The sequence below is a fragment of the Georgenia sp. Z1491 genome (assembly GCF_049856175.1).
GTDB lineage: Bacteria > Actinomycetota > Actinomycetes > Actinomycetales > Actinomycetaceae > JB111.
Genome location: NZ_JBNDNA010000011.1, coordinates 68,404 through 91,339, shown reverse-complemented (window position 1 = coordinate 91,339; position 22,936 = coordinate 68,404). Strand labels below are relative to the sequence as shown.

Sequence of the window (22,936 nt, the reverse complement as noted above, 5' to 3'; positions counted from 1 at the left end):
TCCTACGCCAGGTGCCGCTCGTCCGGCCCGGAGTAGGCGGACAGCGGTCGGATGAGCGCGTTGCTCGCCCGCTGCTCCATCACGTGCGCCGTCCAGCCCGTCACCCGGGAGGCGACGAAGAGCGGGGTGAACATCTCGGTGTCGAAGCCCATGAGGTGGTAGGCGGGCCCGGACGGGTAGTCGAGGTTCGGCAGGATGTTCTTCGCCCGCGTCATCTCGTCCTCGAGACCGTCGTACAGCGCGAGCAGGTCGGGCCGGCCGTAGTGCTCGACCAGCGTGTCGAGGGCGGCCTTCATCGTCGGCACCCGCGAGTCGCCGTTCTTGTAGACGCGGTGGCCGAAGCCCATGATCTTGCGCTTCTCGGCCAGCGCCTGCTCGAGCCAGGCCGCCGCGCCCTCGGCGGTGCCGATCTCGTGCAGCACGTGCATGACGGCCTCGTTCGCGCCCCCGTGCAGCGGGCCCTTGAGCGCCCCGATCGCCGCGGTGACCGCGGAGTGGAGGTCGGCGAGCGTGGAGGTGACGACCCGGGCGGTGAACGTCGAGGCGTTGAAGGAGTGCTCGGCGTACAGGACCATCGAGCGGCGGAACGCGTCGACGACGACCGGGTCGGCCTCCTCGCCGAACGTCATCCACAGGAAGTTGGCGGAGTAGTCGAGGTCGTCGCGCGGGGCCACGGCCTCCTGGCCGCGGCGGCGACGCTGGTCGTAGGCGACGACGGCGGGGACCTGGGCGAGCAGCCGGGTTGACTTCTCGAGCTCGGCCTCGCGCGAGGAGTCCTCGGCGAGCGGGTCGCTCGCGCCGAGCACGGAGACCGCGGTCCGGACGACGTCCATGGGGTGCGCGGTTGTCGGCAGGGCGTCGACGACGGCGCGGGTCTGCTCGCCGAGGGCGCGGTGGGCGCGCTCGGTGGCGACCAGGGCGTCGGACTCGGCGGCGGTGGGGAGCTCGCCCTGCCACAGGAGGTGGGCGACCTCCTCGAACGAGCACCGGTCGGCGAGCTCTTGGACGGGGTAGCCCCGGTAGAGAAGCGAGTTGGTCTCGGGGTTGACCTTGGAGATCGCGGTCGTGTCGGCGACGACGCCGACGAGACCCTTGCGGATCTCCGGCTCGGCTGCGCGTGGCTGCTGCGTCATGGCGTGGCTCCTGTCGGTGGGGTGCCTGGCGGCGCCCAGCGCTCTGGGCGGGGCTCGGCTCGGTGCTCGGGTCAGGGCTCGTACGTGAAGATCTCGTCGTCGAAGGCGTTGTAGCCGGCGTAGTCCAGCAGCTCGTAGAGCCGGGCCCGGGTCTGCATCTCGGGGACGACGGCGGTGAGGGTGCCGTGCTCGCGCAGGTGGTGCAGGTGCCGCTCGGCGGCCCCCATCGCGGAGCGGAGCAGCGAGACCGGGTGGATGACGAGGTTGATGCCGACGTCGGCGAGCTGGGCGTGCGTGAACAGCTCGGACTTGCCGAACTCGGTCATGTTGGCGAGCACGGGGACGTCGACCGCGGCCCGGACGGCGGCGAACTCCTCGAGCGAGCGCATGGCCTCGGGGAAGATCGCGTCGGCGCCGGCGTCGACGAGCGCCCGCGCCCGGTCGGCGGCGGCGCCCAGGCCGTCGATCGCCGCGACGTCGGTGCGCGCCATCACGAGGAAGTGCTCGTCGCGCCGGGCCTCGACGGCGGCCCGGATGCGCTTGAGGGCGGTGGACTCGTCGACGACCTGCTTGCCGTCGAGGTGCCCGCACCGCTTGGGGTTGACCTGGTCCTCGATGTGGGCGCCGGCGAGCCCGGCGTCCTCGAGGACCTGGATCGTGCGGGCGACGTTCATCGGCTCGCCGAAGCCGGTGTCCGCGTCGACGATCGACGGCAGGTCCGTCACGCGCGCGATCTGACCCGCCCGGCCCGCGATCTCGGTCAGCGTGGTCAGCCCGATGTCCGGCAGGCCGAGGTCGGCCGAGAGCACGGCGCCAGAGATGTAGACCCCGTCGAACCCCGTGTCCTCGATGAGCCTGGCCGAGAGCGGGTTGAACGCCCCGGGCAGCACGAGAAGCTCCCCGGAGGAGAGGCGCTCGCGCAGGGCACGGCGCTTGTCGGCGGCAGACGTGGCGGAGTGCAGCACCTAGAGGATCCCCTCGGGTCGGCCGGCGGACTCGATCGTCGTCCCCGGCGCGGTGACGGTGACCTCGCCGAGCTCGTCCGGGCCGAGCTCGGCCAGGCGAGCGGCGACGCCGAGGAACCGTCGCACCTCGTCCTCGCCAACGACGTCGGTCGCGAGCGTGACGAGCTTGCCCTCGTACTGCGCGCGGGCGAAGGGGCGCGCGCCGTCCGGGTGGGCGTCCGCGAGGGCGAGCTCGTCGGCGATGACCCTGCCGTCGGTCAGCGTGGCGACGAGGCGGCCGCCGAACGCCTTCACGGCCGGGTCGCTCGAGTGGTATCGCTCCGTCCACACGGGGTCCTCGACGGTCGTGATCCGCTGCCACAGCTGGACCGTGTCCGGCCGGCGGGCCCGCTCCGGCGCGTAGGAGCGTTCGTGGTGCCACGTCCCGTCCTGAAGCGCGACGGCGACGATGTAGGGGATCGAGTGGTCGAGGGTCTCGCGCGTGGCGTCGGGTGAGTACTTCTGCGGGTCGTTGGCCCCGGAGCCGATGACGTGGTGGGTGTGGTGGCTGGTCTCCAGCACGATGCCTGCCACCTGCTCGGGGTCGCGCAGCTCGGGGTGCTGCTCGCCCATCCTGCGCGCGAGGTCGATGAGCGCCTGGGCCTGGTACTCGGCGGAGTGCTCCTTGGTGTAGGTCCGCAGGATGGCGCGGCGTGGCTCGCCGGGCGCCGGCAGGTCGACGTCGTAGGCGGCGCCCTGGCCGTCGAGCAGCCAGGCGATCACCCCGTCCTCGCCCTCGTAGATCGGTTCCGGCGAGGTCTGGCCGCGCACCGCCCGGTCGACGGCCTCGATCGCGGCCTTGCCGGCGAACGCCGGCGCGTAGGCCTTCCACGTCGAGATCTGGCCCTTGCGGGACTGGCGCGTCGCCGTCGTCGTGTGCAGGGCCTGCCCGACGGCCTGGAAGATCGTGTCCGGGCCGAGCCGCAGGAGCGTGCCGAGGCCCGCGGCCACCGCGGGCGCGAGGTGGGCGACGTGGTCGATCTTGTGCTTGTGCAGCGAGATCGCGGTGACCAGGGAGACCTGGACCTCGTAGGCGGTGGCGATCGCCGCGACGACGTCGGCCCCCGTGATCCCACGGGCGGCGAGGTGCTGGGCGACGGCGAGGATCGGCGCGATCGTGTCGCCCGGGTGTGAGTAGTCGGCCGCGAGGAACGTGTCGTGGAAGTCGAGCTCACGCACCGCGACCCCGTTCGCCCAGGCCGCCCACTCGGGCGCCACCCGGGTCGTGGACGGGAGCCCGACGACGGTCGCGCCCGGGTCACGCGGGCGGTCCAGGGCCTGCGCTCGTGCGGCGACGACGGGCGCCCGCGTGAGGGAGGCGGCGGCGACCGCGTGGTTGTCAATCACCCGGTTGATCACCATGTCCGTCACCTCGGCGTCCGGCTCGACCCGGTCGGCCGCGAGCTCGGCGATCGCCCACGCCAGCTGGCGCTCGCGCGGCAGGTCGGCGGTGGACGGGTGCACGGTGACGTGGTGCCTGCTCATGGGGCCCTCTCGGCGACGGTGGCGGGATCCTAGAGTCTCACGGGTCCGTCACCCCGGACACATGACGGACACGTGATCGTTCGCTGGCCGACCCGGGGAGAAACAGAACCGACACGCACCCCTTCCTAGCGTGGGCGGCATGCACACCACCACCGCGCCGGGCCCTGTCGAGGCCGTCGCACCCGTCCGCGTCGACGGCACGGCGCCCCCCGCTCTTCTCGACGCGTTCTGGGCCTACGACCGCGCGCTGCTCGCGAACGACCTCGAGGCGCTCGGCGCCCTCTTCCTCGACGCCGAGGACACGCTGCGCGGGGACGGCACGACGCTGACGGTCGGGCACCGGGCGATCACCGCCTACCGGTCTGCCCGCGGCACCGCGCCGACCCGGCAGGTCGTGGCCGTGCACGTGCGCGACCTTGCGCCCGGGACCGCGCTCGTCATGGCCGAGGTCCGCTCGCCCACCGGGACGCCGGGCCTGCAGACCCAGGTGTGGCGACGCACCGACGACGGCTGGCGCGTGGCCGCCGCCCACGTCACCGCGCCGCCGCGCACCGTGGACCACGCGGTCTGGCGGGTCGTGGGGAGCCCGCTGCTCGCGCCGTCGAGCGACGGCGAGCTCACGGGTGAGACGGTGGCCGTCAAGGACGTCCTGGCGCTGAGGGGCCAGGCCGTCGGCGGCGGGGTGCCGGCGCTGCTCGCCGAGCGGCAGCCCGAGGCTAAGAGCTCCCCGGCCGTCGACGCGCTGCTGCTCGCCGGGGCGGCCGTCACCGGCGTCGCGCAGACGGACCAGCTCGCCTACAGCATCGCGGGGACGAACCCCGCCACCGGGACACCGCCGAACCTGGAGGCTCCCGGTCGGGTGCCGGGCGGCTCCTCGAGCGGCCCGGCGGTGGCCGTGCGACGCGGGGAGGTGAGCATCGGTCTCGGCACTGACACCGCCGGCTCGATCCGTGTGCCCGCGGCCTACCAGGGGCTCTGGGGGCTGCGCCCCACCCAGGGGGCGGTTCCGACCGACGGCATGCTTCCGCTCGCCCCCAGCTTCGACACCGTCGGCCTGCTCACCCGTGGCCCCGGCACGCTGCTCCGGGCCGCCCGCGTCGTGCTCGGCGGGGACTCCCCGTCGGCCACGCCGGACCGCCCGCGGTCGTACGTCGTGGTGGACGCGATCACCGGGCTCGCGGACACCAGTCTCGGGCTGCAGGTCGAGGAGCTGGCCGAGCACCTGCGCGCGGACCGTGCGGGGCTCCCCGGCGACCTCGACGAGTGGTTCGCCGCCTTCCGAACGGTCCAGGCCTTCGAGGCCTGGCAGTCCCACGGGGCATGGATCGTCGCGCACCCGGGCGCACTGGCCCCCGACGTCGCCGAGCGGTTCGGCGCCGCGTCCCGGGTGAGCGCCGGTGCCGCGTCCGAGGCGCGGGAGACGCTCGACGTCGCGCGGAGCCTGCTCCGCGACCTCGTCGCCGACCGCATCCTCCTGCTGCCGACCACCTCGGGCCCGCCGCCCGCACTGACGGCGTCGCCCGCGTCGGTCGAGGTCGACCGTTCGCGCACGCTGCGGCTCACGAGCCTGGCCTCCCTCGCGGGTCTGCCCGCCGTCAGCGCCCCGCTGCTGCACCACGGGCGGTCCCGCGCCGGGGTGTCGTTCGTCGGCCCCCCGGGCTCCGACCTCGCACTGGTCCGGGCCGCCGGGGCGGTGGCGGCGCGATGACCGCGGCGAGCGTCGCTCCGCGGCCCCGGTCGTGGGGCCTGTGGCCCGAGCACGTCGACCTCACCGGTCAGCCCGGGACGAGGCCCGTCGACCTCGGCGCCCTGCCGCAACGGCTGACGATCGACCTGGCGCGCACGGCCGTCGTGGTGGTCGACATGCAGAACGACTTCCTCCATCCCCGGGGGTGGCTCGGTTCGATCGGCGTCGACGTCGCACCCGCGCGCGCAGCGATCGAACCGCTGCGACAGCTGCTCCCGGAGCTGCGCGGGGCCGGCGTACCCGTCGTGTGGCTCGGCTGGGGCAACCGCCCGGACCGGGCCAACCTCCCTCCCGGCGTGCTGCACGTGTACGACGCCGACGGGCGCGGGGGAGGCATCGGCGAGCGGGCCGGGCTCAGCCCGGCCGTCCTCACCGAGGACTCCTGGGGCGCCGAGGTCGTCGACGAGCTGACGGTCGAGCCCGGCGACCTGCGCGTCTCCAAGTATCGAATGACCGGTTTCGTCGACACCCCGCTGGACTCGATCCTGCGCCGGCTGCGCGTCGACACGCTGCTGCTGGCCGGTGTCAACGTCGACCAGTGCGTGCTCGCGACGCTCACCGACGCCGCGGCCCTCGGCTACGACGTCGTCCTCGTCGAGGGCGCGAGCGCGACCACGTCGCCGGACTTCTGCCGCGCGGCGACCCTCTACAACGTGCGCCAGTGCTTCGGATTCACGACGACGCCGGCGGAGCTGTCCGCGGCACTCGCCCCGACCCGTGTCACGACCTGACCCGCGCCCCCGCGCTCCACCTGCCCCCCACCGCACCCACGACGAACGGAACGCACATGGCCGACGCGCCGATCCTCAAGCACCTCTCCGACCTGCAGACGTACCGCATCCAGGCGGGCGACACGGTCAAGCTCACCCACCTGACGGGGCCGTCCGAGCAGTCGCCCACGAGTGTGTTCTTCGAGATCTGGGACCCGCACGGGGTGCAGCCCGACAACACCCACCCGGACTCGGTCGAGATCTTCATCTTCCTGTCCGGGCGCGGCGAGGCCGTGAGCGACGAGCACACCGTCGAGGTCGCCGCGGGCGACGTCCTCGTGCTGCCCGAGGGGTCGGTGCACCACATCCGCAACACCTCCGGGACGGAGCGGCTCTACGCGGTGACGATCATGGCCAACGACCTGGGCTCGATGGACAGCGGGTTCGAGCACCTCGTGACCTCCGGGGTGCCGGAGGCGCTCGACGACGAGGACCGGGCCGCGGTCATCGCCGGTCTGGCGACCCTGGGTCGCTGACGTGCTCCGCGTCCGCGCCGCCGTCGTGGGCGTGCACCACGAGGACCACCGCGGTCGGCGCCCCCACCTGCCGGAACCGGTGCGGGACCCCGCCGCCGTAGCTCACGGTGTCGCGCGCATCGAGCGTGACGAGCCGGTGCGTCCCGTCCGGGTCCACGAGCTCGAGCTCGACGGTCCCTGCTGCCACGTAGAGCGACTCGGCGTGGTCGTGGGTGAAGAGGTCGCGGAAGTCCTGCGGCGGCGCGACGAACTCGGTGATGTCGACGTCGCCGGCGCGCAGCACCAGCCGGGCGCCGGACGCGCCGGCGTCCGGCCGGGACGAGCCGCCCGTGCGCACCGCGCGCACGCGGGGGGCGTCCCGACCGCGGAGGACCTCGTCGGCGTCGACCCGGCCGGCACCCATGAGGGCCTGCTGCGTGGTCCCGAGGGCCTGGGCGATCTGGAACAGCGAGCGCATCGACGGCCGGGCATGCCCCCGCTCGACCTGGGAGAGGAACGAGTGGGACAGTCCGGTCGCGCCGGCGAGCGAGACGAGCGTGACGCCGCGGGCGTGCCTGCGGGCACGGATCGCGGAGCCGAGGGCGAGGTCGGCGCGCGTCTGACGGTCCATGGGTGGCACTCCTTCGTCGTCGCCGACTCTGTCACGCGCCCGGCGCCCGCCTGACACCTGCGTGAAACAGCCGCTCCGTACTGTCGATGATGTTGATCAGATCAACATGAGGATCCCACGAGGAGGATCGATGACGCACACACCGACCGCGCCCCCGCTGGCGGGGCTCGACCGGGCGCAGGCCTGGTTCGAGGTGCGGGAGCTCGCCGGCAACATCTGGCTGATCGGCGAGCCCGGCCACGTGAGCTGCTACCTGGTGATCGGCGCCGAGCGCGCCCTGCTTCTCGACTCCGGTCTCGGGATCGCCCCGATATCCCGCGTCGTGGCCGGGCTCACCGACCTCCCGGTCGTCGTGCTCAGCTCGCACGACCACCTCGACCACCGGGGCGGCAACGGCGACCTGCTGGACCCGTCCGGCCCGGTCGAGGTCGTGGAGCTGCTCGCCCACCCCGGCGGCCGGCACGGCGCGGTCGATCCCGAGGTGCTTCGGGGGTACTGGAACGCGATGTCGTACGTCGTCGCCCGCCACCGGGACTTCCGGCGCCTGGACGACGAGCTCTTCTTCGCGGCTACCGACCTGCCGCGGATGCGGGACCTGCCGGACCTCACAGGCTGGCGGGTGGGCGCCGTCCCGCCGACCGGGAGGGTGCAGGACGGCGAGGTCATCGACCTCGGCGGCCGACGCCTCACGGTCCTGCACACACCGGGTCATGCGCCCGACGCGCTCGTCCTGCTCGAGGAGTCCACCGGGACCCTGCTGTCCGCCGACACGGTCCTCGCCTCGGCGCACTGGCTGCACGGGGACGAGGCCGACACCGCAGCCTTCGCCGACTCGCTCGACCGGCTCGCCGCGCTCGACGTACGCCGGGTGCTGCCCGCGCACAACCTCGTCCACGAGCTGCCCGGCACGGCCGTCGCACGCGTGGCCACCGCCGCGCGCGCCGTCGCCGACGGACGCACCTGCCCGGTGCCGAGCAGGGACATGCTCGGCAGCCCCGCCCTGCGGCACGAGGTCGGCGGCGTCGTCGTCCTCACCGGGCTCGGCGCATGAGCCGCCACCTCGCCGGGCCGCCGTCGGGACGCGCGCACCTCGCCGGGCTGCGGGTCGACCGCCTGCGCTCGGTCCGACTGCTCGACGGGACCCTCGGTGACCTCCCGCTGGCAGGCGGAGCCGCGACCGCGGGCAGCACCGCCCCCCGCACCGAGCTGGACGCTTCCGGGTGGCGGCTGCTGCCCGCGGCCGCCGAGCCGCACGCACACCTCGACAAGGCCTTCACCGCCGACCGGCTCCCGCCCGGCGGCGACGACCTCGAGTCCGCGGTGTCCAGGTGGCGGGCGCTCACGCCGTCCGTGAGCGCCGCCGACATCAGGTCCCGCGCGACGCGGGCCGTGGGCCGGTACGTCGCCAACGGCGTCACGGCCATCCGCACGCACGTCGACCTCCTGGCGGACGGCGACCCGCTGCGCGGGGTCGACGCGCTCGTCCGGCTGCGGGACGAGCTCTCGGGCGTCGTGACCATCCAGGTGTGCGTCCTCGCCGGACCGGGCGCCGACCACGGGCACCTGCGCGAGGCCGTCGACCGGGGGGTCGACGTCATCGGCGGCTGCCCCCACCTGGCCGACGACCCGGCGGCCGAGACCGCCGACCTCCTCGACGTCGCCGAGCGCACCGGTCTCCCCGTCGACCTGCACACCGACGAGCAGACGGCCGCGCCCCGGCTCGACCTGGTCGACCTCGCGCAGCAGGTCATCGCCCGCGGCCTGGCGCAGCGGGTGACCGCGAGCCACTGCGTGCGGCTCGGCTCCCTGCCGAGCGACCGGCTCCGCGCCGTGCTCGAGCTCGTGGGCAGGGCCGGCATCGGGCTGGTCACGCTGCCGATCACCAACCTGTACCTGCAGGGGCGCGGCCCCGACGAGCCGCGGCTGCGTGGCATGCCCCCGCTCAGGCAGATCCTCGACGCCGGGATCGAGCTCGCCGCCGGTGGGGACAACGTCCGGGACCCGTTCAACCCCGTCGGCACCGCCGATCCCTTCGGGACGACCGCCCTCCTCATGACCGCCGGCCACCTGGGCGCCGACGAGGCCCTCACAGCCGTGACGTCGGGCGCCCGCACGGTCATGGGGCTGTCGGCGGCGGGGCCCACCGACGGCGCCGCGGCCGACCTCATGCTCGTGCCCGACGTACCGGTCGCCGACGTGCTCGCCGGCGCCGAGGTCGCCCGCATCGTGCTGCGCGCCGGGGTCGTGGTCGCCGACACCCGCGTGAGCCGGGACCTCGCCCTGGCGGACCCGGGTCCGGCTGCTCACCCGGACCGGTTCCGACGTCCGTTCGGTCACCGGTCCGCCGACCGGCATCTCGCCCCCGCCCCGTCCCCCGCACGTCAACCGATCGGAAGGTCCACGTCATGACCCTCACCGAACCGTCCGCCCCCACCGCGGTCCCGCGCGCGACGAGCTTCAGGACCCTGCGCATGTCGGGGGTGACCAAGAGGTTCTCCACGGGCACCGTCGCGCTCGACGGCATCGACCTCGAGATCGGGCCGGGTGACTTCGTGTCCGTCGTCGGCCCGTCCGGCTGCGGGAAGTCGACCCTCCTGCGTCTCGCGTCCGGCCTCGACACCGTGAGCTCCGGCGTCCTCACCGTGAGCTCGCGCTCGACCAGCTACGTCTTCCAGGAGGCCACCCTCCTCGAGTGGCGCACGGCCCTGAAGAACGTCGAGCTGACCGGTGAGCTGCGGAAGGTCGACGCCGGCCACCGACGCAGGCTCGCCCGGGAGGCGCTCGAGCTCGTGGGGCTCACGGGGTTCGAGAACCAGTATCCGCGCGAGCTGTCGGGTGGCATGCGGATGCGTGTGTCGATCGCCCGCGCCCTCGTCACCGAGCCCGACCTCGCCCTCTTCGACGAGCCGTTCGGGGCGCTGGACGAGATCACCCGGCTGCGCATGCAGACCGAGCTCCAGCGGATCTTCCGGCTCAAGCAGTTCGCGGGCCTGTTCATCACGCACTCCGTCTCGGAGGCCGTCTACCTCGCCAACCGGGTGATCGTCATGAGCGGCCGTCCCGGGCGGATCGTGGCGGACATCCGCATCCCGTGGGCCTACCCGCGACCCGCCGAGCTCCGCTACGACCCCGAGTTCGCCGCCCTGACGGGCGAGGTCTCGGCAGCCCTTGGAGAGCACTCATGACACTGCACGCCCACATCCGTCCCGACGCAGGGACCGCGAACGACCTCCCGGACCCGGGGTCCGACCGACCCGTGGCCGACCCCGACCGGGTACTCACCGTCCCCGTCCCCGCGCCGGAGCGGCCGGGCCGTCGTCGTGCCGGCGTCGGCCGGCGCATCGGCCCGGCGACGGTGGGTGCCCTGCGCGGGGCGGCACCTGTCGTGCTCTCGCTCATCGGGATCGTGGTCATCTGGTACGTCGTCGCGCTCGCGATCCTGCCCGTGGACCAGCGGTTCCTGCTCCCGCCCCCGCACGAGGTCTTCGGCAGCACCCTGACCAACCCGCAGCTCATGGAGCCGATGCTCGACGCGCTGGGACGCAGCGTCGTCGTCGCGGCCATCGGGCTCGCCGTCGCCGTCGTGATCGGGATCCTCTGGGCCCTCGCCATGTCGGCGTCCAGGTGGACCGAGTCGATCCTGTACCCCTACGCCGTCATCCTCCAGACGATCCCGATCCTCGCCCTGGTGCCGCTCATCGGCATCTGGTTCGGCTACGGCTTCCCGGCACGGGTCATCGTCTGCGTGATCATCGCCCTGTTCCCGATGATCTCCAACACGTTCTTCGGGCTGCAGTCGGCGAGCGCCGCCGCGCACGATCTCCTCACCCTCAACAACGCCTCACGGACCCAACGGCTCGTCAAGCTCCAGCTCCCCGCGTCGGTCCCGTCGATCTTCACCGGTCTGCGGACGGCCGCCGGGTTGTCCGTCATCGGTGCGCTGGTCGGCGACTACTTCTTCCAGCAGGGCCCCGTGGGCATCGGCGGCCTGCTGCGCACCTACACGCTGCGCCTCCAGATGGACGCCCTGTTCACCGCCATCACCCTGACCGCCCTGTTCGGCGTCGTGGTCTTCGGTCTCTTCGCCGTCCTCGACCGCCTCGTGCTCGGCCGCTGGTACGGGAAGCGGCCCAGCTCGTGAGAGCGGACCCCTCAGTGCCCTCCGTCCCTCGCCCGGCCCCCGCCGGCCGAACCACCCAGCCAAGGAGAACCACCATGACGCACGCCCGACCACACCTCCTGCTCGCCGTCGCCGGACTTCTCGCCCTCGCCGCGTGCTCCTCCGCCGACGGTGCGGACGACCCCGCGGAGGATGCGGGGGCCGCGCCCGACGCCGAGGCCGCGGAGGCCGGCAGCGCCCTCGACCTCGCGGAGGTCTGCCCGGCGACCGTCGTCGTCCAGTGGGACTGGCAGCCGCAGTCCGAGCACGGCGGGACGTACGCGCTCGTGGGGTCGGACGCCGAGATCGACACGGACACGAAGTCGGTGCGCGGCTCGCTCGTCGCCCAGGGCGTGGACACCGGCGTGGACATCGAGGTGCGCACGGGTGGCGCGAACGTCGGCTTCCAGCCGGTTCCCGCCCTCATGTACCTCGACGACGAGATCACGCTCGGCGCGGTGAGCACCGACGTCGCGATCAGCTCCCACGAGGCACAGCCGACCGTCGCGGTGGTGTCCCAGATGACGAACAGCCCGCAGATCCTCATGTGGGACCCCGAGACCTATCCCGGCGCGACCACCATCGACGAGGTCGTCTCGCAGGGCGCCACCGTGGTGACCTCGGGCGACGTCCTGCCCGCGCTGCTCGCGCGGACGACGAGCTTCGACATGGCGGCCTCCGACACGAGCTACGAGGGGACGCCCTCGCGGTTCGTCTCCGACCCGTCGATCGTGCAGCAGGGCTTCGTCACGGCCGAGCCCTACATCTACGAGAACGAGGTCGACGCCTGGGGGCGTCCGGTGGCCTTCGAGCTTATGAGCGAGGTCGGGTTCTCGATCTACCCGCAGTCCCTCGCGGTGCGCGCCGACCGGGTCGACGAGCTGGCCGGGTGCCTGGAGCGGCTCGTGCCGATCTTCCAGCAGTCGCAGATCGACTTCCTCGCGGACCCGGGGCCGACGAACGACCTGCTCGTCGAGGTGGTGGAGCAGTACAACGTCGGGTGGACCTACTCCGCGGGCGTCGCCGACTTCTCGGCGGCCGCGCTGGTCGAGGAGGAGATCGTCACCGACGACCCGGCCACGGGGGTCTTCGGCCAGTTCGACGACGCGCGGATGCAGGAGATCGCCGACACGTTCCTCCCGCTGCTGCGCGACCAGGGCACCGTCACGCTCGCCGAGCTCGACCCCGCCGAGCTGTACACGAACGAGTTCATCGATCCGTCGATCTCGATGGGGGAGTGAGAGCCACGATGAGCACGACCACCGCCGCGGGCAGGCTCGCCGCCCTCATCGCCGACGAGCTCGGGCCGGACGCGGTCTCGACCGATCTCGACCTCGTCACCAAGGTCTCCTCCGACTGGTCGCGGATGTCGCCGATCCTGCAGGAGAAGCTGCCGGCGGGCCGCTACCTCGCCGACGCCGTCGTCCGCCCCCGGACACCCGAGGAGGTCGCCCGCGTCCTCCAGCTCGCCTACGAGGCCGGCGTCCCCGTCACGCCGCGCGGGGCCGGGACCGGGAACTACGGCCAGCTCACGCCGTTCTCGGGCGGGCTGAGCCTCGACCTCCGTGCGCTCGACGAGATCGCCGTCGACAGCGACGGGACGATGACCGCGGGTGCCGGAGCCCGGCTCACGGCCGTCGACGCCACCGGGCGGGCGGCGGGGCGGGACATCTGGATGTTCCCCTCGACGAAGGGCTCGACGCTCGGCGGCTTCCTCGCGGGCGGGAGCGCGGGCACCGGGACGATCGAGCACGGCACCACGACCGACGGGTTCGTGGTCTCGCTGACCGTCGCCCCGATGGACGGCAGCGGCCGGACGTTCACCGTCCACGGAGCCGACACCACGCCGTACATCCACGCGTACGGGGTCACGGGAGTGGTCACGAGCGCCACGGTCCGCACCGATCCCGCCCGCGACTGGTCGGCGGTGTACGCGTCGTTCCCGACCTACGACGGCCTCGTGGCCGCGCACCGCGCGCTCCTCACGCTGCCGGTGCTGCCGCGCCTGGCGTCCGCCGACGAGCCCGCCCTGGTCGCCACCCTCCCCGCGCCGACGCCGCTCGACGCCACGCAGCACAGCCTGCGCGTCATCGCCGAGTCCTCCACCGTCGATCAGGTGGCCGACCTGGTCGCCGCCGGCGGGGGCCAGGTCGTGGCGACCTACGACGAGTACGCCGAGACGGACCGGCTCTCGTCGATGTCCTACAACCACCCGATCTACTACTGGCAGCGGGAGGTGGGGGAGCCCGCATGCTTCCACATGGAGACCGGCGGGCGCGCGCTCTGGGACGACCCGGCCCGGGTCCGCGCCGTCTACCCCGGGACCCGGCTCCACCTCGAGCTCATGGGTGCCGAGCCGCTCGCCATGGTGGTGGGTGACTACGTGGACGAGCAGCAGGTCCTGGACGGGATACCGCTCCTGGAGGCCGCCGGACTCGGCGTCCACTCGCCGCACCAGTGGTACGTCGACCGCAACGTCGAGCTCGTCGCGGCCACGGCCGCCCGGACCGATCCGCTGGGGCTGCTCAACCCCGGCAAGCTCGTGCCGGAGCGGGCACGCACCGACACGCGCACGACGATCGGTGTGCGGTGACCGCGCCGACGCCGAGGGCCGCCCGCTGGGCCGACCTCACGTTCCCTGACGTCGCGGCCCTGCCCGAGAACACCGTGGCGGTCCTGCCGACGGGCGCGATCGAGCAGCACGGACCGCACCTCCCGTTGTCGACGGACCTCGTCACGGCCACCGAGGTCGCGACCCACGCCGCCGACGCGGTAGCCGCCGACGGCCGGGCCGACGTCGTCCTTCTCCCGGCACTGGCCTACACCAAGTCCGACGAGCATGCCTGGTCTCCCGGCACGATCTGGTTGTCGTGGGAGACCCTCATGTCGACGCTCGTCGACATCGGGCGCTCGCTCGCCGGATCGGGGATCACCCGGGTGCTCCTCGTCAACGGCCACGGCGGCAACGCCGCGCTCGAGCAGGTGGCGCTGCGCGAGCTGAGGCGGAGGTTCGGGCTCGCGACCTTCTTCGTCCCGGCCTCCGTCGGTGGAGAGGTCGCGCGGGAGCACGGCAATCCCAGCGAGCTCGGACTGGGGATCCACGGCGGCCACACCGAGACGTCGATGATGCTGCACCTGCGGCCGGAGCTCGTGCACATGGATCGTGCGGTCAGGCGGGTCCCGGAACGGCTCGACCGGTTCGAGGTCGTCGGCTTCGGCAGGCCCGCGAGCTTCGGGTGGCTGTCCGACGACTTCGGGCCGGACGGCCATGTCGGCGACCCGACCACGGCCGGTGCCGACGACGGGCGCGCCCTGTTCCGGGCCGCGGTGGACCAGGCCGCACGGGCGATCACCGAGGCATCGACCTTCTCCGTGACGTAGCGACCGGGCGCACACGTGGACGGCGCACAGCGAGGGGGACCGGAGCCCGGCCCCCCTCGCTGCGCGTCATCCACGGAGAACGTGGTCCGCCCGAACGGCCGGACCCCGCTCAGTCGGTAGTGCCCCGAGGCAGCGAGAAGAACCGGCGGTCCACGTAGGCGAGCGAGGTCGCCGACTCGTCGCGGACGCGGTGCACGCCTGAGACGGCGCCCAGCACCAGGACGTGGTCCCCGATCTCGGTCGCGCCGACGACCTCGCACTCGACCGCGCTGACGGCGTCCTTGATCAGCCACGGCAGACCGTCGGCGGTGTACCGGTGGGCGATCCCGCGGAACTTGTCCGGCTCGCGGGAGGCGAAGCGACGAGCGACGTCCTGGGCCTCGCCCGCAAGGACGTTGCCGACGAAGGCGCCGCGTGCGATCACGGTGGGCAGCGTCCGTGAGCCGGTGTCGAAGCAGACACCGAAGAGCGGCGGAGACATGCTCACGCTGAAGCCCGTGCTCACCGTCGTCCCGACGGGTGCCCCGTCGGGGGCGCAGCTGGTGACGACGCAGACGCCGGCGGCGAGTCCGGCCATGGCCGTGCGGAACGACGTGGCGACGCCGTCGTCGATGGTGCGTGCCGGTCGGGTGACGGTCATGGGTGCTCCTCGGTGGATGTTGATACCATCAACATCCAGGCTAGGACCGTGATGTTTCCCCGGTGTGACACCACGGAGGCGATCACTTCTCGCCCGTGGCTTCCGGCCCTCGGGCACGCGACGGCGACCGGACCCGCAGATGGGATGATCGGTCCCATGCTCAGCTGGACCACTGCCGGGGAGTCCCACGGCCAGGCGCTCGTCGCCGTGCTGCAGGGCGTGCCCGCCGGCCTGTCGATCACCTCCGACGAGATCGTCGCCGCGCTCGCCCGGCGCCGCCTCGGCTACGGCCGCGGGGCGCGCATGAAGTTCGAGACCGACGTCGTCACCCTCCTCGGCGGCGTCCGCCACGGCGTGACGATGGGCGGTCCGGTCGCAATGACGATCGGCAACGCCGAGTGGCCGAAGTGGTCGACCGTCATGTCGGCCGACCCCGTGGACCCCGCCGACCTCCTCGTCGACGCCGGCACCGGCGACGAGCGGGAGGTGGCCCGCAACCGCCCCCTCACCCGTCCCCGCCCCGGGCACGCGGACCTCCCCGGTATGCGCAAGTACGGGCTCGACGACGCCCGGCCCGTCCTCGAGCGCGCCTCCGCGCGGGAGACCGCCGCCCGAGTGGCGCTCGGCACCGTGGCCGCCGCGATCCTCGAGCAGGTCGCCGGCGTGCGGCTCGTCTCGCACACCCTCGCCGTCGGCCCGGTCCGGGTGCCCGACGACGCCCCCCTGCCCTCGCCCGACGACGTCGCCGCGCTCGACGCCTCCCCGCTGAGGTGCATCGTCCCCGGGGTCGACGAGGAGATGGTCGCCGAGGTCGACGCGACCAAGAAGGACGGCGACACCGTGGGCGGGGTCGTCGAGGTCCTCGCCTACGGTCTGCCGCCCGGCCTGGGCTCGTTCGTGTCCGGCGACGCCCGCCTCGACTCCCGCCTGGCCGGCGCCGTCATGGGCATCCAGGCCGTCAAGGGTGTCGAGATCGGCGACGGGTTCGCCACCGCCCGGCGCCGCGGCTCCGCGGCGCACGACGAGATCGTCCACGACGACGACGGCCGCATCGCGCGGACCACGAACCGCGCCGGCGGCACCGAGGGCGGCATGAGCAACGGCGAGGTCCTGCGCGTGCGCGCCGCGCTCAAGCCGATCTCGACGGTCCCGCGGGCGCTGTCGACCGTCGACGTCTCCACCGGTGAGGACGCGACGGCCCTGCACCAGCGCTCCGACACCTGCCACGTGGCGCCGGGCGCCGTCGTCGCGGAGGCGATGGTCGCGCTCGTGCTCGCGCAGGCCCTGCTGGAGAAGACCGGCGGCGACTCCCTCGCGGAGGCGTCCCGCAACCTGGCCGCCTACCTCGCCTCGTTCCCGGAGCACCAGCGGTGAGCGGGGAAGGGACGGCGCTGCCGATCGCCGGGACGCCGATCACCGGGACTCGGATCGCCGGCGTGCCGGTCCCCGGCCGCGGCCCCGACCTCGTGCTCGTCGGCCTGCCGGGTGCGGGCAAGTCCTCGGTCGGCCGCCACCTGGCGCGGATGCTGGGCACGTCCGTCGCGGACACCGACGACCTCGTCGAGCGCCGGGCCGGCCGCAGCGTGTCGGAAGTCTTCGCCGCGGCCGGCGAGGACGCGTTCCGGCAGCTCGAGCGCGAGGTGATCATCGATGCCCTCGGGCACGGGACCGGCATCCTCACGCTCGGCGGTGGCGCCGTCCTCGACCCGGACACGCGCGCCGACCTTGCGACGCGACGCGTCGTGCACCTGTCGGTCTCGCCCGAGCAGGCGCACGCGCGCGTGGGGACCGCCTCGACCCGGCCGCTGCTCGCCGACGACCCGGTCGGCCGGCTCACCGTGCTCGCCGAGCAGCGGGCCCCGCTCTACGACGAGGTCGCCACCTGGACGGTCGACACCGACGGCCGTGAGCTGACCGACGTCGCCGCCGAGGTCGCCACGCTCGCGACGGAGCCGACCGTGCTCACGGTGCCCGGCGCCCACCCGTACCGCGTGACCATCGGGCACGACCTGTCCGGCGAGGTCGCCCGCGCGATCCCCGAGACGGCGCGCCGCGTGCTCATCGTCCACCCCGAGGCGATGGCCGAGCGCGCCGGCCGGATCGCCGCCGCGCTTCGCTTCGGCGGCAGGGACGCGCACTCCTTCGTCCTGCCCGACGCCGAGGCCGCGAAGACGTGGGAGGTCGTCGGGCGCTGCCACGACCTGCTCGGCGAGCACGGCTACGGCCGTCAGGACGTCGTCGTCACGCTCGGCGGCGGGGCCACCACCGACGTCGGCGGATTCGTTGCGGCCACCTGGCTGCGGGGTGTCGGCGTCGTCCATGTGCCCACGACGCTGCTCGGGATGGTCGATGCGGCCGTCGGCGGCAAGACGGGTGTCAACACGCCGGCCGGCAAGAACCTTGTCGGCTCGTTCCATGCGCCGCTCGCCGTCGTCTGCGACCTCGACCTGCTGGCCACCCTGCCCCGGGCGGACCTGGCCGCCGGGCTCGCCGAGGTCGTCAAGGTCGGCTTCTTCGGCGACCGACACGTCCTGCGGCTCGTGCGTGCGCACCCCGAGGCCGCGCTCGACCCGGGCTCGCGCGTACTGCGCGAGCTGGTCGAGCGCGCGGTGGCCGTGAAGGCGCACGTCGTGGGGGAGGACCTGCGCGAGGCCGGGCTGCGGGAGGTCCTCAACTACGGGCACACCACCGGGCACGGCATCGAGCGCGCCTCCGGGTACGCGTGGCGCCACGGGGACGCCGTCGCCGTCGGCATGGTCGTCGCCGCCGAGCTCGCCGAACGGGTGGGTCTCGCGCGGCCGGGGCTCGCCGAGGGCCACCGCGAGGTGCTGAGCTCGCTCGGCCTCCCGGTGACCGTGAGCGGGCTTCCGTGGAGCGAGGTCCGTGCGGCGATGGGCAACGACAAGAAGGTGCGCGGCGACCGACTGCGGTTCGTCGCCCTGCGCGCCGAGGGCGATCCGGTCATTCTGGACGGGCCCGACGAGGTTGCGCTCGAGGCGGCCTGGGACACGGTGAGCGCGTGACCGGGGACGCGGGCGGGTTCGCGACCGGCGACGCTCCGATCGCCGGCGCGGACGGCGACCGGGCGCCGGAGACCGCGACGCCACGCGGCACGGGCACGATCGTCCTCGTAGGCGTGCCCGGGGCCGGGGTCTCGATCACGGCCGTCGCGGTGGGCGAGGCGCTGGGGATCGAGGTGCGCGACACCGACGAGCTCGTGGCCGAACGGCTCGGTGCCCCGGTGCACGAGCTCGTCGTCGACCTCGGCGAGGACGAGTACCGGGCGGCCGAGTCCGCTGTGGTGACCGAGGTGCTGGCGACGGACCCGCTCGCCAGGCCCGCCGTCGTCGGGCTGGGCTCGGGTGCGCTCGGCGCGGTCGCCGACCGGCTGGCCGAGCTGCGCGCCGAGGGCGTGCCGGTCGTCCACCTCCGGCTGACGCCGGGCACCGCGATGCGCCGGCTCGGTCTGTCCGGCCTTGGCTCGGTCGCGCTGCCGAACCCGCGGGCGATGTGGACGACCATGGCGGCCGAGCGGGACGCAGCTCTCGAGGCCGTCGCCAGCACGACGATCGACACGACGGCGATGGACCCGGACGAGGTGCGCGACGCCGTGCTCGAGGTCGTACGGGCGGGCTGACCGGCAGCTCGACCCCCGACCGGCGGGTGGGGCCCTGGCAGCTCGACCCCCGACCGACGCGCGGGGCGGCACCGGGCCGCCCCCCTGTCGTCAGCCCCGCGCGACGAGCCACTCCTCGAACGTCGGCCCGACCACCTCGGCGCCGGGTGCGCGGCCGAGCGTGCCGTCGCGGAAGGCGCGACCCATCCGTCCGGGCAGCGGGAGCGGGAAGGGCCGGATACGCCGCCCGTCCCCGGCCGCGTTCCCGGCCACGCGCCGGGTCATGTCCCACAGCGTCAGCTCCTCGGGACCGACGAGGTCGTGGCGGTCGCCCGCACGTCGCGCGAGCGCGCAGTCGGCCAGGACGTCGGCGACGGCGTCGAGCGCGACCGGGCGGATGCGCATGGTGGGCACCGCGACGAGGGGGCCGAGCCGCATACGGCCCAGGTTCTGCTCCGCGAACTCGAACCACTGGCTCGAGCGGACCACGACGAGGTGCTCGCTGACCTCGGCCGCCATGCGCTCCTGCGCGGCCTTGCCGGCGAAGTAGCCGTAGCCCTGCACCTCGGGCAGCTCGCAACCGACGATCGAGAGCAGGACGTGCCGCGCTCCGCCTGCGTTCGCCGCCCTCGCGACCGCCGTCGTGGAACGGGTGAAGAAGTCGGTCGCCGCCCGCGCGCTCGTCGTGAACCGGCTGGCTGCCTCGATGATGACGTCGTAGCCGCGGAGGTGCTCGAGCGGGTTGTGGCAGATGACGTCGTAGCCGGTGGACCTGGAGAGCTGGACGGCCGCGCCGCCCCGGTCGGTCACGGCGCGCTGGATGGCCCGCCCGGAGATCCCGCCGCCGACGATCGCGACCCGCATCGCTCTGCCCACCTGTCGGTCGTCCGCCGTCGGACGACATCGCGTGGGAGCCAGGCTAGGGGGAGCACGGCGGAGGCGCACGGGAGATACGTGGCAGGCCGTGCCGGATGAGGCCCAGCTTCTCGTCGCCGTCTCCACAGGTCCCCCCACTGCATGACCGTCCACAACCGTTGCAATTCCAAGGATTCGATGTCGGTGGTGGCCCGTAACGTAGCCACCAGATCGACCGACGCAGGGGTCTTCGCGACAAGGCGTGGCGCGGTCGGTGGACAGGGATCCGTCGGCGGTCAGTGACAGGACGGGGGAGGTGAGCGGTATGACGACGGAGTGGACGCCGGGCTCGGGCGAGGGTGGTCCCGACGGCGGCTCGCCGAGCGGCGACTCCGGCGTCCCCGTCGGTGCAGCCACGGATGCCGTAGAGCCGGTCATGCCTCCTGCCGCCCTTCGAGGTGCCGAGGGCATCGCCAGCTTCTCGCGCGCCCTGGCGGACCTCGAGGTCGCGAGCCAGGCCGAGGTGATCGCGGTCGTCTCCGCGGTCGAGTCGCTCAAGTGCGCCGCCGAGGCCCTGCAGGCGCGAGCCTCTGTGGCGCTGGAGGACATGCGTCGGGACGACGAGGATCACCGCGGTGTGCCGGCGGAGCTCCAGGGCAGGGGAGTGGCGGACGAGATCGCACTGGCGCGCCGCGAGTCGCCGAGCCAGGGCGGCGTACACCTACGTCTCGCCCGCTGCCTCACCACGGAGATGCCGCGCACCTTCGCGCTCATGGAGGCCGGTGAGGTGTCCGAGTGGCGCGCCACGCTGGTCGCGAGGGAGATCGCCTTCCTCACCCCGGAGGATCGCCGCGCCGTCGACGAGGCGCTGGCACCCGACCTCCCCGCGATGGGTGACCGGCAGGCCGGCAACCGGGCGCGCAAGCTCGCCCAGGAGCTCGACCAGGCCGGCGCCGTCCTGCGCATGCAGCGTGCCACCAGCGAGCGTCGCGTGAACGTCCGCCCGGCCCCGAACGGGATGGCCTATCTCACCGCCCTGCTCACCGTGGCGGACGCCGTGCGGGTGAAGACCACGCTCGACCGCGACTCCGGGAGCGCCGTCACAGCAGGCGCCGCCGACGGTCGGAGCAACGCGCAGATCGGTGCGGACCTCCTCGTCGAGCGCGTGACCGGCACGGACGTCAGCGAGCCGCGGGACGTCGCGCTCACCCTGGTGATGACCGACGAGACGCTGCTCGGCGGACCCGAGTCCGCCTGGCTGCCCGGGCACGGCCCTGTGCCCGCCGCGGTGGCCCGCGGCTACCTCTCCGAGGCCCAGGCGGCCGACGTGACCCTGCGCCGCCTGTGGGTCCGGCCCGAGAACGGGCAGATCGACGGCGTCGACTCACGTGCCAGAGGGTTCCCCGCCTCGCTGCGGCACCTCGTGAGCCTGCGCGACGACATCTGCCGCAACCCTTTCTGCGGGGCGGACTTCCGGCAGGTCGACCACGCCACCCCGTGGGCCGAGGGCGGAGAGACGAGCCTCGCCAACGCCTCGGGCCTGTGCCAGCGGTGCAACCTCGCCAAGGAGAACGCCGGCTGGACCCACGAGTCGACGGCGACGAGCCTCACCGTGACGACGCCGACCGGGCACCGCTACGCCGCGAGCCGATCCACGCTCGCCCAGAACGTCACCGACAGGCGGGTCGACTCGCTGAGGGCCCGCGTCGCCGCGAACCGGGAGGCACTCCGCGCGCACGACGAGGAGATCGCCCGCGAAAGGGCCGGGCCAACCGCCCCCGATCATCCCCTTGATCCTCTGCAATCAAGAACATAGCCTTGATCGCATGTTCGTCGTCACCGCCGATCAGAATCGGTCGACCCAGCGGGGGGTTCTCGTGGACGAGATCCTCGCCGAACTGGCTCCATGGCAGCGACGAGCGGGCCGCGCCGTCGTGCTCCCGTTCGAGCGGACGGTCGGCGACGAGGTTCAGGCCGTGCTCTCGAGCGCCCCCGCTGCGGTCGACGTCGCGCTGCGCCTCGCCCGCCTGGACTGGGCGGTGGGGGTCGGCGCCGGACCGGTGGACTCACCGCTCGCGGACAGCGCGAGCGCGTCGTCGGGGACGGCGTTCGTCCTCGCCCGGGACGCGGTGGAGACCGCGCGGAGCAAGGCGTCGCCGTACCCGATCGTCGTGCGGGGTGCCGACGAGGGAGCCGCCGAGGCCGCCACCGCCGTGCTCCACCTCGTCGGTGCCCTGAGACGCACGAGGTCCGACGCCGGCTGGGAGGTGTCCGACCGCCTCGTCACCGGCGTCACCCAGCGTGCCGTCGCCGAGGAGCTCGGCATCACCTACCAGGCGGTCCACGACCGGGTCCGGGTCGCCGGTGTCCGTGAGGAGCTGGCCGCGCTGCCGCACGTCGCCGGCATGGTCGCCGACGCCGAGGGGGAGACCCCGTGAACGGCTGGCTCCTCGGGCTCGTCACGGCCGGCCTCGTGCTCGTCGCCGCCGTCGGCGCCGCCCTGACGGGGAGCCCCATCGTCGCCCGGCTGCTGCGGCGCTTCACGGTGACCGGCGGTGGGAGGGAGGGGACGCCCGGACTCGTCACCCACCCCGTCGGCCTCGACCGCGGCGGGCAGTGGATCGGCTACCTGGAGCGCGCCGCTATCGCCGGCGGCCTGGTCACCGGCTTCCCCGAGGTCGTCGCCGTGGTCCTCGCGCTCAAGGGCCTGGGGCGCTATCCCGAGCTGCGTGCGGACCACTGCTCCGGCGTCGGACGCCGCGACGACGAGACCCCGATCGTCCTGCAGGGCGACCCTCAGGAGCGTCCGGTCCCGCCGCGTGTCGTCGTCGCCGGACTCACGGCCGAGCGCTTCATCATCGGCACGCTCGCCTCCTACCTGTGGGCGGCATCATGGGGGCTCGCGGGACTGGGTGTCCTCGTCGCGATATCCTGAACCGCTGCCCGGGCCCCTGCGGCCAGGCCGACGGCCGGTCGCGGGCCACGATCGCGGGCCCCGGCACCGACCACGCGCCCGGCGGGGCCGGGACGGCAGCATCGAGACAGCACGACCGAGACGAC

At 73.7% G+C, this 22,936-nt stretch carries 22 protein-coding genes; 16 read left to right on the top strand and 6 right to left on the bottom strand.

The features are described from left to right. Positions 1-2: 2 nt before the first annotated feature. The 3 genes from ACPYO4_RS12120 to ACPYO4_RS12110 form a co-directional block, all read right to left on the bottom strand. Complete coding sequence (locus tag ACPYO4_RS12120; RefSeq protein WP_425709502.1) at positions 3-1,133, bottom strand: bifunctional 2-methylcitrate synthase/citrate synthase; 1,131 nt, start codon at positions 1,131-1,133, stop codon at positions 3-5. A gap of 71 nt (positions 1,134-1,204) precedes the next feature. Continuing rightward, the gene (prpB, locus tag ACPYO4_RS12115; protein WP_425709501.1) at positions 1,205-2,098 is read right to left on the bottom strand and encodes a methylisocitrate lyase; all 894 of its coding nucleotides are present in this window, start codon (positions 2,096-2,098) and stop codon (positions 1,205-1,207) included. Further along, positions 2,099-3,622 carry an MmgE/PrpD family protein gene (locus ACPYO4_RS12110; protein ID WP_425709500.1) on the bottom strand — a complete coding sequence of 508 codons (1,524 nt, stop codon included), beginning with the start codon at positions 3,620-3,622 and terminating at the stop codon, positions 2,099-2,101. A gap of 139 nt (positions 3,623-3,761) precedes the next feature. On the opposite strand from ACPYO4_RS12110, the gene ACPYO4_RS12105 reads away from it, so the two are divergent. From ACPYO4_RS12105 to ACPYO4_RS12095, 3 genes are read left to right on the top strand one after another with little or no spacing between them, the layout of a single operon-like run. After that, positions 3,762-5,330 carry an AtzH-like domain-containing protein gene (locus ACPYO4_RS12105; protein ID WP_425709499.1) on the top strand — a complete coding sequence of 523 codons (1,569 nt, stop codon included), beginning with the start codon at positions 3,762-3,764 and terminating at the stop codon, positions 5,328-5,330. After that, on the top strand, positions 5,327-6,100 hold the full coding sequence (locus ACPYO4_RS12100) for a cysteine hydrolase family protein (protein WP_425709498.1): 774 nt from the start codon (positions 5,327-5,329) through the stop codon (positions 6,098-6,100). Before ACPYO4_RS12105 ends, ACPYO4_RS12100 begins: the two co-directional genes overlap by 4 nt. A gap of 56 nt (positions 6,101-6,156) precedes the next feature. Further along, entirely contained in the window at positions 6,157-6,615 is a 459-nt protein-coding gene (locus tag ACPYO4_RS12095) for a cupin domain-containing protein (protein WP_425709497.1), read from the top strand. Here the strand turns inward: ACPYO4_RS12095 and ACPYO4_RS12090 are convergent. Continuing rightward, positions 6,584-7,225: a helix-turn-helix domain-containing protein gene (locus ACPYO4_RS12090; protein WP_425709496.1), complete on the bottom strand. Its 642-nt coding sequence runs from the start codon at positions 7,223-7,225 to the stop codon at positions 6,584-6,586. The genes ACPYO4_RS12095 and ACPYO4_RS12090 overlap by 32 nt on opposite strands. A 130-nt stretch (positions 7,226-7,355) precedes the next feature. On the opposite strand from ACPYO4_RS12090, the gene ACPYO4_RS12085 reads away from it, so the two are divergent. The 7 genes from ACPYO4_RS12085 (at position 7,356) to ACPYO4_RS12055 (ending at position 14,765) form a co-directional block, all read left to right on the top strand. Next, positions 7,356-8,276, top strand: a complete 921-nt coding sequence (locus tag ACPYO4_RS12085) for an MBL fold metallo-hydrolase (protein WP_425709495.1) — start codon at positions 7,356-7,358, stop codon at positions 8,274-8,276. Further along, positions 8,273-9,634, top strand: a complete 1,362-nt coding sequence (locus ACPYO4_RS12080; RefSeq protein WP_425709494.1) for an amidohydrolase family protein — start codon at positions 8,273-8,275, stop codon at positions 9,632-9,634. Before ACPYO4_RS12085 ends, ACPYO4_RS12080 begins: the two co-directional genes overlap by 4 nt. Continuing rightward, the gene (locus ACPYO4_RS12075; protein ID WP_425709493.1) at positions 9,631-10,410 is read left to right on the top strand and encodes an ABC transporter ATP-binding protein; all 780 of its coding nucleotides are present in this window, start codon (positions 9,631-9,633) and stop codon (positions 10,408-10,410) included. The genes ACPYO4_RS12080 and ACPYO4_RS12075 overlap by 4 nt, the downstream gene beginning before the upstream one ends. Beyond that, the gene (locus ACPYO4_RS12070) at positions 10,407-11,366 is read left to right on the top strand and encodes an ABC transporter permease (RefSeq protein ID WP_425709492.1); all 960 of its coding nucleotides are present in this window, start codon (positions 10,407-10,409) and stop codon (positions 11,364-11,366) included. The genes ACPYO4_RS12075 and ACPYO4_RS12070 overlap by 4 nt, the downstream gene beginning before the upstream one ends. A 74-nt stretch (positions 11,367-11,440) precedes the next feature. Beyond that, positions 11,441-12,625: a hypothetical protein gene (locus tag ACPYO4_RS12065; protein WP_425709491.1), complete on the top strand. Its 1,185-nt coding sequence runs from the start codon at positions 11,441-11,443 to the stop codon at positions 12,623-12,625. 8 nt (positions 12,626-12,633) lie between these two features. Further along, complete coding sequence (locus ACPYO4_RS12060; RefSeq protein WP_425709490.1) at positions 12,634-13,977, top strand: FAD-binding oxidoreductase; 1,344 nt, start codon at positions 12,634-12,636, stop codon at positions 13,975-13,977. Beyond that, positions 13,974-14,765 carry a creatininase family protein gene (locus ACPYO4_RS12055; protein WP_425709489.1) on the top strand — a complete coding sequence of 264 codons (792 nt, stop codon included), beginning with the start codon at positions 13,974-13,976 and terminating at the stop codon, positions 14,763-14,765. Before ACPYO4_RS12060 ends, ACPYO4_RS12055 begins: the two co-directional genes overlap by 4 nt. A 109-nt stretch (positions 14,766-14,874) precedes the next feature. Here the strand turns inward: ACPYO4_RS12055 and ACPYO4_RS12050 are convergent, their stop codons facing one another. Continuing rightward, entirely contained in the window at positions 14,875-15,405 is a 531-nt protein-coding gene (locus ACPYO4_RS12050) for a flavin reductase family protein (protein ID WP_425709488.1), read from the bottom strand. Positions 15,406-15,561: 156 nt separating this feature from the next. Between ACPYO4_RS12050 and aroC the strand changes: the two genes are divergently transcribed. Genes aroC through ACPYO4_RS12035 form a run of 3 tightly spaced genes read left to right on the top strand, consistent with a single transcriptional unit; the run spans position 15,562 to position 19,042 of the window. Then, positions 15,562-16,779 (top strand): chorismate synthase, encoded by a 1,218-nt coding sequence (aroC, locus tag ACPYO4_RS12045; RefSeq protein ID WP_425709487.1) that lies wholly within the window; start codon positions 15,562-15,564, stop codon positions 16,777-16,779. After that, a complete protein-coding gene (gene aroB, locus ACPYO4_RS12040; RefSeq protein ID WP_425709486.1) occupies positions 16,776-18,428 on the top strand; it encodes a 3-dehydroquinate synthase in 1,653 nt (550 codons plus the stop codon). Before aroC ends, aroB begins: the two co-directional genes overlap by 4 nt. Further along, positions 18,425-19,042, top strand: coding sequence for a shikimate kinase (locus ACPYO4_RS12035; protein ID WP_425709485.1), 618 nt, complete (start codon positions 18,425-18,427; stop codon positions 19,040-19,042). Before aroB ends, ACPYO4_RS12035 begins: the two co-directional genes overlap by 4 nt. A 90-nt stretch (positions 19,043-19,132) precedes the next feature. Here ACPYO4_RS12035 and ACPYO4_RS12030 read toward each other — a convergent pair whose 3' ends face one another. Beyond that, complete coding sequence (locus ACPYO4_RS12030; protein WP_425709484.1) at positions 19,133-19,885, bottom strand: 3-beta hydroxysteroid dehydrogenase; 753 nt, start codon at positions 19,883-19,885, stop codon at positions 19,133-19,135. A gap of 316 nt (positions 19,886-20,201) precedes the next feature. Between ACPYO4_RS12030 and ACPYO4_RS12025 the strand changes: the two genes are divergently transcribed. Genes ACPYO4_RS12025 through ACPYO4_RS12015 form a run of 3 tightly spaced genes read left to right on the top strand, consistent with a single transcriptional unit; the run spans position 20,202 to position 22,811 of the window. Next, positions 20,202-21,692 (top strand): HNH endonuclease, encoded by a 1,491-nt coding sequence (locus ACPYO4_RS12025; protein ID WP_425709483.1) that lies wholly within the window; start codon positions 20,202-20,204, stop codon positions 21,690-21,692. Positions 21,693-21,702: 10 nt separating this feature from the next. Further along, the gene (locus tag ACPYO4_RS12020) at positions 21,703-22,314 is read left to right on the top strand and encodes a hypothetical protein (RefSeq protein WP_425709482.1); all 612 of its coding nucleotides are present in this window, start codon (positions 21,703-21,705) and stop codon (positions 22,312-22,314) included. After that, the gene (locus ACPYO4_RS12015; protein WP_425709481.1) at positions 22,311-22,811 is read left to right on the top strand and encodes a hypothetical protein; all 501 of its coding nucleotides are present in this window, start codon (positions 22,311-22,313) and stop codon (positions 22,809-22,811) included. The genes ACPYO4_RS12020 and ACPYO4_RS12015 overlap by 4 nt, the downstream gene beginning before the upstream one ends. The last annotated feature ends 125 nt before the right edge of the window (positions 22,812-22,936 follow it).

What these genes read in the sequence shown, in the direction of transcription:
- ACPYO4_RS12105 (WP_425709499.1), top strand. Translation starts at nt 3,762, where the DNA reads ATGCACACCACCACCGCGCCGGGCCCTGTCGAGGCCGTCGCACCCGTC.
- ACPYO4_RS12020 (WP_425709482.1), top strand. Translation starts at nt 21,703, where the DNA reads ATGTTCGTCGTCACCGCCGATCAGAATCGGTCGACCCAGCGGGGGGTT.
- ACPYO4_RS12080 (WP_425709494.1), top strand. Translation starts at nt 8,273, where the DNA reads ATGAGCCGCCACCTCGCCGGGCCGCCGTCGGGACGCGCGCACCTCGCC.
- ACPYO4_RS12120 (WP_425709502.1), bottom strand. Translation starts at nt 1,133, where the DNA reads ATGACGCAGCAGCCACGCGCAGCCGAGCCGGAGATCCGCAAGGGTCTC.
- ACPYO4_RS12050 (WP_425709488.1), bottom strand. Translation starts at nt 15,405, where the DNA reads ATGACCGTCACCCGACCGGCACGCACCATCGACGACGGCGTCGCCACG.
- ACPYO4_RS12060 (WP_425709490.1), top strand. Translation starts at nt 12,634, where the DNA reads ATGAGCACGACCACCGCCGCGGGCAGGCTCGCCGCCCTCATCGCCGAC.
- ACPYO4_RS12025 (WP_425709483.1), top strand. Translation starts at nt 20,202, where the DNA reads ATGACGACGGAGTGGACGCCGGGCTCGGGCGAGGGTGGTCCCGACGGC.
- ACPYO4_RS12085 (WP_425709495.1), top strand. Translation starts at nt 7,356, where the DNA reads ATGACGCACACACCGACCGCGCCCCCGCTGGCGGGGCTCGACCGGGCG.
- ACPYO4_RS12065 (WP_425709491.1), top strand. Translation starts at nt 11,441, where the DNA reads ATGACGCACGCCCGACCACACCTCCTGCTCGCCGTCGCCGGACTTCTC.
- aroC (WP_425709487.1), top strand. Translation starts at nt 15,562, where the DNA reads ATGCTCAGCTGGACCACTGCCGGGGAGTCCCACGGCCAGGCGCTCGTC.
- ACPYO4_RS12095 (WP_425709497.1), top strand. Translation starts at nt 6,157, where the DNA reads ATGGCCGACGCGCCGATCCTCAAGCACCTCTCCGACCTGCAGACGTAC.
- ACPYO4_RS12070 (WP_425709492.1), top strand. Translation starts at nt 10,407, where the DNA reads ATGACACTGCACGCCCACATCCGTCCCGACGCAGGGACCGCGAACGAC.
- ACPYO4_RS12030 (WP_425709484.1), bottom strand. Translation starts at nt 19,885, where the DNA reads ATGCGGGTCGCGATCGTCGGCGGCGGGATCTCCGGGCGGGCCATCCAG.
- ACPYO4_RS12075 (WP_425709493.1), top strand. Translation starts at nt 9,631, where the DNA reads ATGACCCTCACCGAACCGTCCGCCCCCACCGCGGTCCCGCGCGCGACG.
- ACPYO4_RS12100 (WP_425709498.1), top strand. Translation starts at nt 5,327, where the DNA reads ATGACCGCGGCGAGCGTCGCTCCGCGGCCCCGGTCGTGGGGCCTGTGG.
- ACPYO4_RS12090 (WP_425709496.1), bottom strand. Translation starts at nt 7,225, where the DNA reads ATGGACCGTCAGACGCGCGCCGACCTCGCCCTCGGCTCCGCGATCCGT.
- ACPYO4_RS12110 (WP_425709500.1), bottom strand. Translation starts at nt 3,622, where the DNA reads ATGAGCAGGCACCACGTCACCGTGCACCCGTCCACCGCCGACCTGCCG.